This window comes from Amycolatopsis sp. NPDC039088 (assembly GCF_055598845.1).
The window spans coordinates 35537-48747 of record NZ_JBVKAE010000039.1 but is presented as its reverse complement, the minus strand read 5'-3'; the positions used below and the strand labels follow the sequence as shown (position 1 = coordinate 48747).

Here is a 13211-nt window from a genome sequence, read left to right as displayed (position 1 = left end):
ATGGCCGACGCGGGGAGTCCGTGGCCGCAGGAGATCCGGCTGGCGATGACCATGGTGGGCGGGGCGAGCCTCGCGGTCTGGATGGGCGGGGTCGCCACCGAGACGTCGCATCTGCTGCAGGCGTCGAGAAAGCCGGAATCGACGAGTCCGTACCGGACCCTGCTCGACCTGCTCAACGCCACCGTTTCGCTCGACGTGCTCACCGGCACGAGCGCGGGCGGTATCAACGCGGCGTGCCTCGGGCTGGCCGAGGCGTTCCGGTCGAGTCCGGAGGTGTTGCGTGACACGTGGATCAGCACGGGATCGCTCGACAACCTGATCCGCGATCCCGGCGAAAAGGAGCCGAGGTCGCTGCTGAACGGCGATCGCGTGCTGCTCGGCGATCTCAAGGAAGCGCTGCACCGGATCACCGACAAGGCGACGGTGAAACCCGACTGCCCCGACATCACCGTGCTGCTCACCGGCACGATGATCGACGGCGAGACGACCAGGTTCGACGACGCGCTGGGAAACCTCGTGCGGGACACCGAACATCGCCTGCTCTTCCGGTTCGATGGTCCTTTATGGACAGATGACGTCGTCGGTCCGCTCGCGCTCGCGGCCCGGTCCACCGCCTCGTTTCCCGGCGCGTTCGAACTCGCCAGGATGCCGATCGGCGAGAAGACCGGCCCGCTGCATCCGGACATGAGCCGCTACACCGACGTCACGCGGTCGCATTGGCTGACCGACGGCGGGGTGCTGCTGAACAAGCCGTTGCGTCCGGCGCTGCGGGAGATCTTCGAACGGCAGTCGCATTCGGACGTCCGGCGGCTGCTGCTGTACGTGGTGCCGACGGCGGAACGCGAAGCCGAACGCGTCGAGGTCGATCCGGAGCGTCCGCCGCTGCTGGGCACCGCGATGAGCAAGGTCGTCGGCACCGTCCTGAGCCAGACGATCAGTGCCGAGCTCGAAGACCTGACCCGGCACAACGACGCCGTCGTCCGGACCAGGGGAACCCGCGTTTCCCTTGCCTCGCTGGGGGTTCGAGGCGACCCCGAGAAGCTGGTCGATCCGCGGCTGATGAACGACTACCGCGACCGGCGGGTGCAGGAGGACGCCACCGCGCTGGTCCGGGAGGCGACCCGCAGGCTTTCCCTGTCCGATGTGGAGGATCCCGGCCGGCAGTGGGCGTCCGGGACGGCGGCGCAGCTGCGCGCGGCCGCGGCGTCGGGATTGCGCGACGGCCTGCCCACCGAACAGCCGAAGGACACTTGCGAGCTGGAAGATCTGGTCGCCTTCCGCACCACCGCGCTGGACGATTCGGTGGCCACCGGTATCCAGCTGGTGAACGCGGGTTTCCGGCTCGATCCCACGCCGGATCAGGCGCTGCAGCTCAATCGCTGCCGGGTGCTGCTGCACGAGGCGCGCCACCGGGCGGCACGGGGGATGCGGCTCGCGAGCTGGGTCGCCGAACAGGAGCCGCCACCGTCCGACGTCACGCTGGCCGCTTGGATCGAGGGGCTCGCCAAGAAATGGGCGGAGCTCGGCCGGTCGGACACGCTGAAAGAAGCGTGGCCGATGGTGGTCGCCGCGCTCCGGCAGGCGACACCGATCCTTTTGCCGTTGGCCAAAGCGAAACCGGACACCGAGGCGGCCGATACGGTCAGCACGCTACTGGCCTGGACAGGGCTCACCTCGGACGACAAGAGTGCCGGGGATCCGATCGTCACCTCTCGCCTGGTGCGGCTGCACATCGCGACCCGTGGGCTGCTCGCGCAGCCGCCGTCGGTCGACCAACGCGTCGATCTCGTCCAGGTGAGCGCGGATTCACGGACGCTGATGGACATGAAAAGGCGCCGCTCCTGGGACAAGCTCACCGGGATGCAGGCCGACTACTTCGGCGCGTTCTACAAGGCGTCGTGGCGGGCCAACGACTGGATGTGGGGCCGTGTCGACGGCGCGGGCTGGCTGATTCAGTGCCTGCTCGATCCGAAACGCCTGCGGCTGCTGCGTGACGTCGTCGGGCCGGAGGCCTTCCGCGCCCAGGTCCGGGACGCGTTCCGGAAGATCGGCTGGCGGCAGCCGGGTACCGAGGACGGTCTGTCCCAGGAGGAAGCGGAAGCCTTGCGCGCGCAACTGGCCGCCGAACTCGCTTTCCTCGGCCTCGACGGCGAACTCGGTGACGTGCGAGGGGAAACCACCTTGCCGATCAGCATGCCGGTGACGGCGATGGTGCTCGCCAGGGCGCGGCAGCTGGAAATCGCGCGCGAAGAACTGCCCTGCGTCGGCCTCCACTGTGGACACGACGCGAAAACGGCCAAGGGCAACGGGAAGCCGTCGGAACGGTTCCGGCGCCTGATCGAGAACGAACCGGAGACCGACGAGCAGACGCAGCGCGCGTTCCAGGCGTGCCAGGTTTCGGGCGAGCGGTTCGAACACGAACGCGGGACGATGCTGCTGACGAAGACGCTGGTCAAGGCGGGCGCCGCCGGGATCAACGCGGCCGCGGGGGCGACGAGGGTGCCGAAATCGGTCCAGCCGGCCGCGACCTTCGCGCAGGCCGCCGGACGCAGTGCCTGGTGGATCACGCGCGGCGCGGCCACCCTGCCGTCGCCGTGGAACGTGCTGGCCGCGCTGGTCACCGTGCTGGCCGGATTCGTCATCGGTGGTCAGGGCGGCCCGGTACTGCAGTGGGTCGGCGTCCCGGTCGCCGCGGGCGCGATCGTGTTCCTGGTGGTCAGCCTGATGACGCTGCGCAAGACGTGGCGGATGGTGCTCACGGTGCTCGGCGTGCTGGCGGGAGCCGGGTTGCTGTTCGCCGCCTTCCTGCCGCCGGTCCGGGACCCGCTATTCGGCTGGCTCGGCGACGTCGTCGCGGGCTGGCGGCGAGGGGAGGCGCCGGTCTGGTGGCTGGTCGTCTGCCTGCTGCTCCTGCTGCCCGCCGTTTGGACGCCGCTCGGGTCCATCGTCCGTCGCGGACGGCGACGTGAATAGCGTATTCGGGCGGCGAATCGCGCCCTGAGCCTGCGATGGCGTGGTAACGGTTGGTATCGTCACGTGCAGTGAGACCGCATCGAAGCGGCCTTACCCACAAGTGCTGCGCTTCAAACGTTACCGTTACCTTTGTCACGTGTGTTTCGGGGTTGTTGCAGGTAGCCGCGCTGTCGCTGATCGCCTGATCTGACCTCGGCCGAATCCTCCGGTACGTTTCTTGGACATGTCCGGAAAGCACTTGATCGAATCCCCGACCAAGGCCGACGGTGCCGCGCTCTGGAGAATCGCCCGCGATTCGAAGAAGCTCGATCTCAACTCGTCGTACGCCTATTTGCTGTGGTGTCATGATTTCGCGGACACCTCGGTGGTCGCCAAAGTCGACGGTAGCCCGGTCGGCTTCGTGATCGGCTATCGGAAGCAGGACACCGGCTTCGTCTGGCAGGTCGCCGTCGACGCGTCCCAGCGTGGAAAAGGGCTGGCCGGGGCACTGCTCGACGAGCTGTTCAGCCGTCTGGTCGCCCAGGGCGTGCGGTACCTCGAGACCACGATCACTCCGGACAACGAGGCTTCGATCCGGTTGTTCGCCTCGTTCGCCAAGCGCTGGAACGCCACCTTGGAACGCCGGGATCTGTTCTCCGCGAACGATTTCCCGGCCGAGGACGGAACGCATGAGCAAGAGGATCTGTATCGAATCGGTCCGCTCAGCAGCCGATAGAACATAAAACCGGGGATCCCAGGGAGAAAGAAAACGTGATGAGCATTTTCGAGGAACTCGAATCCGAAGTACGCAGTTACAGCCGTGGCTGGCCCGTGGTGTTCGACCGGGCGCAGGGGAGCTACCTGTACGACGAAGACGGCAAGGCTTACCTCGACTTCTTCGCCGGCGCCGGCGCGCTGAACTACGGGCACAACAACCCGGCGCTCAAGCGCGCGCTGATCGATTACATCGCCCGTGACGGTGTCACGCACGCGCTCGACATGTTCACCGTGGCCAAGCGGGACTTCCTCCAGACCTTCAAGGAGAAGATCCTCGCGCCGCGCGACCTCGACTACAAGGTCGTCTTCCCCGGCCCCGGTGGCGCGAACGCGGTCGAGGCCGCGCTGAAGCTCGCGCGCAAGGTGACCGGCAAGGAAGCCGTCATCAACTTCACCAACGCCTTCCACGGGATGACGCTGGGCGCCCTCTCGGTGACCGGTAACTCGATGAAGCGCGGCGGCGCGGGTGTCCCGCTGGTGCACGCCACCCCGATGCCGTACGACAACTACTTCGACGGCTCCATCCCGGACTTCCTCTACTTCGAGAAGCTGCTGGGCGACTCCGGCAGCGGCCTGAACGAGCCCGCCGCCGTGATCGTCGAAGGCGTGCAGGGCGAGGGCGGTATCAACGCCGCGCGCATCGAGTGGCTCAAGGCGCTGGACGACCTGTGCAAGAAGCACGGCATCCTGCTGATCCTCGACGACGTCCAGATGGGCTGCGGCCGTACCGGCCCGTTCTTCAGCTTCGAGGACGCGGGCATCAAGCCCGACATCGTCTGCCTGTCGAAGTCCATCGGCGGCTACGGCATCCCGATGGCGCTGACGCTGATCCGCCCCGACCTCGACGTCTGGGAGCCGGGCGAGCACAACGGCACCTTCCGCGGCATCAGCCCGGCGTTCGTCACCGCGACCGAGGCGCTGCGCGTCTACTGGAGCGACGACGAGCTGGAGAAGTCGACCAAGGCCAAGGGCGAGCGCATCGCTTCCGCTTTCGAAGGCATCGTCGAGGCGTACCCGGACGCGAACCTGCTCGCGAAGGGCCGCGGTCTGGCCAGGGGCCTCGAGTTCGCCAACGGCGACCTCGCAGGCAAGGTCTGCGCCGCCGCCTTCGAGCGCGGGCTGCTGATGGAGACCTCCGGTCCCGACGGCGAGGTCATGAAGCTGCTGCCGCCGCTGACCCTGACCGACGACGAGCTCACGAAGGGCCTGTCGATCATCGACGAGGCCATCGCCACCGTCCTGAACTGACCGTCCTCACCAGGAAGAAAGAAGGAGTTCTCAGTTGCTTGTCAGAACACTCGACGAGGTCACCGACACCGACGCCGACATCAAGACCCCGAACTGGCGCAGCAAGCGCATCGTGCTGGCCAAGGAGGGCGTCGGCTTCTCGGTGCACGAGACCACGCTCTACGCCGGGACGGTCAACGACTTCTGGTACGCGAACCACATCGAGGCGGTCTTCATCACCTCCGGTGAAGGCGAGATCGAGAACACCGAAACCGGTGAGGTGTTCCAGTTGAAGCCGGGCACGTTGTACCTGCTGAACGACCACGACAAGCACCAGGTCCGGCCGAAGACCGAGATCAAGTGCGTCTGCGTGTTCAACCCGCCCATCACCGGTCGTGAGGTCCACGACGAAAACGGCGTGTACCCGCTCGTCACCGAACCCTAAAATCGCTCGAGGAGGCGACTGCATTGACGCTGACCGACACCCGAGTCGACGACAGTTACCCGACCCGCATCACGGGTAAGCCCGAACATCTCCCCCGCACGCACCCCACCGTCTGGGGTGGCGAGGCGGACGGTCCCCTCGACGCGGCCACCCTCGCCAACCACGAGGCCCGCGGCTACACCGTCGTCGACCAGTTGTTGTCGCCTGGCGAGGTCCAGACGTACTGGCAGGAACTCGTCCGCATGTCGTCGGGGGACCACCGCGACGACGAGCGCGTGATCACCGAGGCCAAGACCGGTGAGGTCCGCTCCATCTTCGACGTCCACGAGACCAGCGAGCTGATCGCGGAACTCGTCCGCGATCCCCGCGTGCTCGACCGGGCCCGGCAGATCCTCGGCTCCGAGGTCTACATCCACCAGAGCCGCGTGAACTACATGCCCGGGTTCAAGGGCACCGGGTTCTACTGGCACTCGGATTTCGAGACGTGGCACGCCGAGGACGGCATGCCCGCCCCTCGCGCGGTCAGCTGCTCCATCGCGCTCACCGACAACTACCCGTTCAACGGCGGGCTGATGGTGATGCCGGGGTCGCAGCGGACCTTCGTCCAATGCGCTGGGGAAACCCCCGAGGACAACTACAAGAGTTCACTGAAAGAGCAGCGGGTCGGTGTTCCCAGTGAGGAAGACATCACCAAACTCGCCGCGGAATACGGAATCGACCAATTCACCGGACAGGCCGGTTCGGCGCTCTGGTTCGATTCGAATGTCATGCACGGTTCGGCGAACAACATCACGCCGTACCCGCGGTCGAACATCTTCGTGGTGTTCAACAGCGTCGAGAACGCGCTGCGGGAACCGTTCGCCGCGATCGAGCCGCGTCCCGCGTTCATCGCCGGCCGCGACTCGACTCCGCTGACGCGCTGACGAAACCGCAGGTAGCGAAGGCCTTGACGGGGCGCCTGTAGCTGTTGGTGTGCGCCCTGTTACGTTGTCGCCACGTGAACGGGCCAGTGGGCTTGCTCACGTAGGTGTTGTCGACGACCGAACGGGTTCTTCGCTCGGGGTGAGCCCACCCGGACGGACGTGGACGCCGATGTCCGGTGTGGGTCGCGCCCCCAGGCGGCCCAAATCGGACATCCCCCGGCTCCGTGCCCCATCAGATCGGGACTGATGGGCACGGAGCCTTTTTGGTCTCGTGAGTGGTAATGACGGTTGGAACCGTCATTACCACTCACGAGGCTTTTCTGGTTGAAGGCGTCTTCGCGCGGTAGGTTGGCTACTCCGGTAAGGGGAGAGATCGGGGGAGGGGGCTTGTCATGGGCGAAAGCGGTTCCCCTGCCTGCTTCCAGCTTCTCGGTCCCGTGCAGCTGCTCGACGGCGACCGGCCGGTACCCGTCGGCGGTCCCGGGGTCCGCGGGCTTCTCGCGCTACTGGCCTTGAAGGTCAACAAGGTCGTCGCGCTCGACGAGATCATCGACGCGCTGTGGGGCCACGACCCGCCGGCCACCGCCCGCACGATCGTCCACGGCAACGTCTCCCACCTGCGACGGGTGCTCCGAGACATCCAAGGCGACCATCCGGGCGGCGCCCAGATCCTCACCGCGCCGCCCGGCTACCAGCTCACCGTCGACCCCGGCCGGATCGACGTCCATCGCGCCAGGTCGTTGCTGGACCGGGCGTCCACCGAGGACCCGGAAAAGGCGTCCGAACTGCTCGCCGAGGCCCTCGCCCTGTGGCAGGGCCCCGCGCTCGCCGGTGTTCCGGGTTCGGTCCGCGCGCCCGAACTGGAGGATCTGCGGCTCGCCGTCCACGGCGCGCGGGTCGACGCGGATCTCGAACTCGGCAGGCACGCGGAGCTGATCGTCGAACTCAGCCCGCTGGTCCGGGCCAAGCCGCTCGCCGAGCGCACGGCCGGACAGCTGATGCGCGCCCTGTACCACGCCGGGCGCCGCGGCGACGCGCTCGAGCTGTACCGCACGGTCTCGCGCGCGACCCTGCGCACCCTCGGCGTCGAACCCGGCGCGGACCTGCGCTGGCTGCACGAGCGGGTGCTCAACGACGACCTGCCGGTCAAGGTCGTCGCGGAACCGAAGGCCGAGCAGGTCGCGACACCGGCGCAGCAGTTGCCGCCCGCCGTGCCGAATCTCGCCGGCCGCGAGGCCGATCTCGCCTGGCTCGACGAGCTCGCCGACCGCGCCGAAGCGGGCGAGACGGCCGTCGGAGTGGTCAGCGGGACCGCCGGGATCGGCAAGAGCAGCCTGGTGGTGTGGTGGGCCCATCGCGCCGCCCGCCGCTTCCCCGACGGCATCCTCTTCGCCTCCCTGCGCGGTTTCGACCCGCACCACCCGCCGCTGGAGCCCGCCGAGTTGCTCACCCAGTTCCTGCTCGGGCTCGGCGTCCCGGCGGAGGGCATCCCCGATCAGGTCCACGAACGCATCGCCCTCTACCGCTCGATGATCGCCGGGCGCCGGATGCTGGTGCTCCTCGACAACGCCCGCTCCGCCGAGCAGGTGCGACCGCTGCTGCCGCCGGGATCGCGATCGATGACGCTGGTGACCAGCCGCTCCAGACTCGACGGGCTCGCCGTGTCCAACGCCGCCAGACTGCGCGTCCTCGGCACGCTCGCCCCCGGTGACGCCGTCCGGCTGATCGAGGAACTCGCCGGGCCCGCCGGGTTCGATCTCAACCACGCGCTCGCCCGGCTCTGCGGCTATCTCCCGCTCGCGCTGCGGATCGCGGGCGCCCGGCTCGCCGCCAGCGCGCAGTGGTCCGCGCAGGACCTTGTCGACGAACTCGGCAACGAACGGACCAGACTCGCCGCGCTCGACGTCGAGGGCCCGGACGACGGGGTCCGCGCCGCCTTCGACGTCTCGTTCCGCGGGCTGCCCGCCGATGTCGCGCACACCTTCCTGCGGCTCGGCGTCGTCCAGTGCCTTTCGGCGGGCTCTCATCTGACGGCCGCGATCCGCGGGATCACCGTCGCCGAGGCACGGCGGCATCTGCGGGTGCTCGCCGCGCACAACCTGCTCACCGAAACCGGTCGCGACGCCTTCGCCTCGCACGACCTCGTCCGCTTGTTCCTCCGTGAACTGGCGGAGAACGAACTCGACGAGGCAGACCGGGACGAGGTGCTTTCGCGGTCGGTGCGGTACTACCAGGCCGTCGCCGACCGGGCCCGGCGCAAGATGCTGCGGATCGTCGACCCACTCGACTTCACCGGCGTACTCAGCGACGCGCAGATGCCGCCGATCGACACCTTCGATGAGGCGCAGGACTGGTTCGCCGCTGAATGGGGCAACCTCGTCGAGGTCCTCGAAGCCGCCGGCGCCGCCGGTCGCCATGGTGACGTGTGGCGGCTGGCGAGGGTCGCGCACACCTATCGTGCGGTATACCCGCTGCTCGACGAATGGACGCGGCTGGTCGAGATCGGCCTCGACGCCGCCGAGCGCTCCGGCGACGTCCTCGGCCGCTGCTGGATGCTGATCTCGCGGTGTGCCATCGCGCTCACCTTCGAACTGCCGCAGGGCTGTCTCGCCGACGCCGAACGCGCGCTGGAACTCGCGAGCGCGATCGGCGACAACCGGCTGATGATCTCGGCGAACATCCACCTCGGCTCGGCGCTGACCCTGCTGGGACGGCACGACGAGGCCATCGCGACCTTGCGGCAGGCGGTCGAGGAGACCGCCCGGACCGGCGATCTCGAACTGCGCGGGCAGGCGCTCAACAACTGCGCGGAGGCCGAAAAGCGGGCGGGCCGGTTCATCGAGGCGATCGGCCATCAGGTCGCTTCGCTGGAGATCGACCGGACCCTCGGCGATGAAAGTTACGTCGTCGTCTCGCTGAACAACCTCGCCGAATTGAGCATGAAGATCGGCGAACTCGCCGCCGCCGAGCGCTACGTCTGGGAGGCCGTGGACCTGACCATCAGCAGGCGGTTCGTCCTCCAGGAGGGCGTGCTGCGGCTGACACTGGGCAGGGTGCTGCGGGCCGGGTCGGATGTGGACGGTGCCCGCGAGCAATTCGCGCTCGCGCTGAAGATCCTTTCCGACGTCAATCCCAAGCTCGCCGGCATGGTCCGGAGGGAAATCGCGGATCTCGGCGATGGTCGGTGAGTGATCCTTAGCGGATTCTTAGTGGCCTCGGCATTCGCGCGCGTAGGGTCCGGTTCGGCGCCGGTCGAGCCCTAGGGGAGGGGCACGCGACAGAGATCGGCGCTCGGGCGGATCCGGATTCCGGATCCGTCTGAAGAGCCGCCAGGAGCGGCTCGTGGCGGTCCGGCCGGTGGAGGTGGGGGCGATACCGGCCGGCCGCCAGGCGGCGCGTCAGCCGGCGTTCGCGGTGCAGAGCGCGATGGTCTGCCCCTTGTTCTCCGCCACCTTCCGGCCGTTGACCAGGATCGAGCAGGCGATCTGGTTGCTGACCGACGAGTTCCGGGTGTCCGCGGTGACGGTGAGCAGATAGTCGCCCGAATTGAAGGACGCCGTGCCGCGCCATTCGTCGGTGCTGGCCGGGGTCGTCTCGCTCCGCTGGTCGTGGAGCGAGCCGTACCGGACGGTCGCCCCGCCGGAGGCGCTCACGACGAACTCGACGCGGTTCTTGTCACCGGCGACAGCGGGGACGTGCAGTCCCGACTCACCAGTAGTGAAGAAGTTGGTGTAGACCATTAACCCGCTCGCGGCCAGCAGGCCCGCGATGGAAAGCGCGAGTCCCGCTACACCCATTCCCTTCTTGTCTGCTTCGCCCTTCTTGATTTTGATCAAACCGATCACGGAAAGAATCATCCCGATCACGGCGAGCGGCCACGCGGCGAGCCCCGCGACCGGGACGAAGGCGACCCCGAGCGCGGCGAGGCCGACCAGGAAACCGGCGATGACCAGGCCGTTCTTGGGCTTTCGGTGCCGGGTCCCGTGCGTGGCGAACCCCGGGCCGTAGCGGGTGGCCGGTGGGTGCGGGAGTGGTGGATCGGTCGGCATACATGCCCTTTCGGAGGCTTCCGTCCGAAGACGTTAACCCATCGTTCGGGGCAATGGCCGAAATTGTTACCTGCCGGAAAAAGTCATCATTCAACGATGATCAAGCGATTATCGATATTTTCTGACGAGAATTGTGGCATCGCCGAATGTCGGAAACCCGATCACTGATCGAACAGGTTGACTTCCGGGGTGATCTCGAGCAGTTCGTGCACCGGGCGGCCGCGGCGGCCGTCGATGGTCGTGGTGCGCACGACGCGCAGCCGCGCGGTCACCGGCCGGTCCAGGTTCTCCTTGATCTCGTCGAGCAGATCCGGCGCGACCGCGCCCTGGATCGTGCCGCCCGATTCGCGTTCGAGATAGAAGATCCGGCGCCGGGTGCGGACGCCGTCCAGCCTGCCGCTGACCGTCTCGTAGCCGACGGCCTCCCGCGACTCGCGCAGGCTCCCGGACAGGATCCTGGCCTGCTCGGTGGTCATGCTGCGGGTCAGTTCTTCACCGGCTGTCGGGGTCAGCGCCATACCGATCCCGGCGTGCTTGCTGACCGCGTTGACGATGTCGCTGACCGCGTTGCGGACGGTGTCGCGTTGCAGCAGCACCGCGTCCAGCGCGCCGTCGTCGGAACCGTTGGCAGGCAGGAAGTCGCACAGTTCCTTGACCGCGCGTTCGGACAGCGATTCGAGCCCGTCGTGGATGAGCGCGTCGTCGAGCGCCGGTTCGGGAAAGCCGAAGAAGATCGCGTTGCCCGCCTGGCCGCGCTGGATCAACGGCGCCTTTTCCCGGTCCGCGGGCTGGACGATGGTCACCTCGCCCGACGGGTTCCGGATGATGTGCCCGATCTTCGCGGTCGCGTCCTGCAGCGCGCGGCTGATGTCGGAGAAGGTGTACGCGTCGAGATGCGACTCGCCGATCACGGACACGCGAAGCAGCGGCGAACGGGCCGTCCGCTCGAACTTCGCGTACGCGGCCATCGCCGACGCGCGGGCGAGGTCGTCGAGCCAGGTGCCGCCGGGGATCTCGTCGGCGATACGCCGGAATTCGTTCCTCACCAGATCACTTCCGGAATTCCCCTGCCACCCGATGCCCATACTTCCTCCCAGATGTCCTCGTCGCCGGGGCGGCAGAGGAAGCCGTCGAGCATGCCGCCGACGGGCTGGACCTGGTCGAGATACATGGCCGGCTGGCCGACGATGACCCCGCGCAGCGTCAGCAGCCCGTACAGCGCCGAGCGTCCGGCGTCGTCGAGCCGTTTGAGCGCGCCCCATTCGTCGGGGATCAGCACCACGTCGAGTCCCTGCGGCGCGTGCGGGGTCCTGGCGGTGAGATCGCCGCCGATCCACGCGCGGCCGGTCGGCATGATCCGCCGGGCGACACCCAGGTAGCTGTTCAGCGCGCTGAACAGGATTTCGCGGTCGTTCTGATGCGGTGCGTCGAAGACCAGCCGCTCATAGACGTCGGCGAGGTCGGCTGGATGACGGCCCGGAGGCAGCAGGTTGTGCGGCGTCCAATAGGGGAGCGCCAAATCGGAGCCTCCTTCGTGTGCCGGGGCTCCCGATCGACGAAATGTGCCCGGCTTCACGCTCACAGTGCGTAGCCGAATTTACCAGGCGGGTGTCAGCCGCCCTGCCCCGGCCGGTACTCGGCGGTGCGGCCGCCGGGCGGCCAGTCCTCGTCACTGGGCCAGACCGGCTCGGGTTCGTGGCCGTGGCCGCCGTTCCGGCCCGCCGGTTCCGGCTCCTCCGGGTGGTAGACCCGCGCCGGGCGTACCGGCTCCGGGGTCAGCTGGCCCTCGCGGTGGCCTTCCGTCTCCTGGTCGTACGGCTCGTCGTCGTCATGGATCCGCGCGGGCGGGATGAACTGCGTCTGCTCGGCCGCCAGCGGGACGGGCACGGGGTCAGGGTCGGCGTAGGCCGGGGTGGCCCGTTCCGGCTCGGGGGCCGCCGCCGTGGGAGCCGCGTGCTCACGCCGGTCGCCGCGCGTCATCAGCCAGGTGACGCCGCAGCCGAGGGCGAAGGAGATGAGCAGCCAGAGCCAGATCTGCCCGAATAGCCAGAGCATCAGCCATCACCTCTGTTCGACCGTGATGTCGACGCGGCGGCCCTCGCCACTCGCACCGTCGGAGTTCTTGCGTTCGGTGGAGTACGCCTGGTCGCGTTTGACCCCGTTGCGCTCCAGCAGCCGTTCCACCGTCTTCGCCCGGTTCAGGGACAGCTTCTTGTCCGAACCCGTCGCCACCTGTCCGGTGATCCGGAACCGCAGTTCGCGCGGCGCGTCCGTGAGCAGCTTCGCGATCTCCAGCGCGCCGCGTTCGCCGTCCTCGGTCAGTTCGGTGGTGTCGGGTTCGAACGTGATCGGAGTGGCCGTCAGCAGGCGGTCGAGCTCGGCCTGGAAACCGGCCTTGTCGGTCGGCTTGGCCGACGTCGTGGTCGGGCTGGGCGGTGGGCTCGGCGGCGAGGGCGGCGGGCTCGGCGGCTCGCCGCTCGTCGTCACCGGACCGGGCGGGGCGGTGTCACCGGAGATCTCGACCGTGCGGACCCCGTCGATCCGCTGGATGGCGTCCATCGCCTGCGCGGCCTTGTCCGGCGGGAAGCCGCTGAGGTTCGCGTCGCGACCGGAGAAGCTCACCTGGCCGCCGGAGACACCGACGTCGGCGAGCGCGTTCTTCGCGCGCGCGGACAGTTCGGCCTCGATGTCGTCCGAGGCCGACCAGACGGAGATCGCCGTCAAGGCGAGCGTGACCAGCAGCGCTGTAGGCAGCAAGCGGCTCCAGCGTGTACCGGGCATGAAGGGACTGTAAGCCGCGCCCCGCCGGTTGGCGAACCGGCTTTCGGTCCTGGTGCA

Annotated in this window: 11 protein-coding genes; 6 read left to right on the top strand and 5 right to left on the bottom strand. The window is 68.1% G+C overall.

Features of this window, described 5'->3' with window-relative positions:
- The 6 genes from ACZ7KI_RS35765 to ACZ7KI_RS35740 all read left to right on the top strand — a co-directional run bounded on the left by ACZ7KI_RS35765 (nt 1) and on the right by ACZ7KI_RS35740 (nt 9512).
- Nucleotides 1–2973 carry a patatin-like protein gene (locus tag ACZ7KI_RS35765; protein ID WP_470277439.1) on the top strand — a complete coding sequence of 991 codons (2973 nt, stop codon included), beginning with the start codon at nt 1–3 and terminating at the stop codon, nt 2971–2973.
- A 223-nt stretch (nt 2974–3196) separates the two neighbouring features.
- Nucleotides 3197–3688: a diaminobutyrate acetyltransferase gene (ectA, locus tag ACZ7KI_RS35760; RefSeq protein WP_465465252.1), complete on the top strand. Its 492-nt coding sequence runs from the start codon at nt 3197–3199 to the stop codon at nt 3686–3688.
- Between the two features lie 38 nt (nt 3689–3726).
- Nucleotides 3727–4977: a diaminobutyrate--2-oxoglutarate transaminase gene (gene ectB / locus ACZ7KI_RS35755; RefSeq protein WP_465502323.1), complete on the top strand. Its 1251-nt coding sequence runs from the start codon at nt 3727–3729 to the stop codon at nt 4975–4977.
- Between the two features lie 34 nt (nt 4978–5011).
- Nucleotides 5012–5401 carry an ectoine synthase gene (locus ACZ7KI_RS35750; protein ID WP_465465254.1) on the top strand — a complete coding sequence of 130 codons (390 nt, stop codon included), beginning with the start codon at nt 5012–5014 and terminating at the stop codon, nt 5399–5401.
- A 23-nt stretch (nt 5402–5424) separates the two neighbouring features.
- Nucleotides 5425–6324 (top strand): ectoine hydroxylase, encoded by a 900-nt coding sequence (gene thpD, locus ACZ7KI_RS35745; protein ID WP_470277438.1) that lies wholly within the window; start codon nt 5425–5427, stop codon nt 6322–6324.
- Nucleotides 6325–6716: 392 nt separating this feature from the next.
- Nucleotides 6717–9512 carry an AfsR/SARP family transcriptional regulator gene (locus tag ACZ7KI_RS35740; RefSeq protein ID WP_470277437.1) on the top strand — a complete coding sequence of 932 codons (2796 nt, stop codon included), beginning with the start codon at nt 6717–6719 and terminating at the stop codon, nt 9510–9512.
- A gap of 210 nt (nt 9513–9722) precedes the next feature.
- Here the strand turns inward: ACZ7KI_RS35740 and ACZ7KI_RS35735 are convergent, their stop codons facing one another.
- The 5 genes from ACZ7KI_RS35735 to ACZ7KI_RS35715 form a co-directional block, all read right to left on the bottom strand.
- Complete coding sequence (locus ACZ7KI_RS35735; protein WP_470277436.1) at nt 9723–10373, bottom strand: DUF4190 domain-containing protein; 651 nt, start codon at nt 10371–10373, stop codon at nt 9723–9725.
- A gap of 161 nt (nt 10374–10534) precedes the next feature.
- Nucleotides 10535–11419: a hypothetical protein gene (locus ACZ7KI_RS35730; protein WP_143104888.1), complete on the bottom strand. Its 885-nt coding sequence runs from the start codon at nt 11417–11419 to the stop codon at nt 10535–10537.
- Entirely contained in the window at nt 11416–11892 is a 477-nt protein-coding gene (locus ACZ7KI_RS35725; RefSeq protein ID WP_470277435.1) for a DUF6932 family protein, read from the bottom strand. Before ACZ7KI_RS35725 ends, ACZ7KI_RS35730 begins: the two co-directional genes overlap by 4 nt.
- Nucleotides 11893–11984: 92 nt before the next feature.
- Entirely contained in the window at nt 11985–12428 is a 444-nt protein-coding gene (locus ACZ7KI_RS35720) for a hypothetical protein (RefSeq protein WP_470277434.1), read from the bottom strand.
- Between the two features lie 6 nt (nt 12429–12434).
- On the bottom strand, nt 12435–13154 hold the full coding sequence (locus tag ACZ7KI_RS35715) for an OmpA family protein (protein ID WP_470277433.1): 720 nt from the start codon (nt 13152–13154) through the stop codon (nt 12435–12437).
- Nucleotides 13155–13211 lie beyond the last annotated feature (57 nt).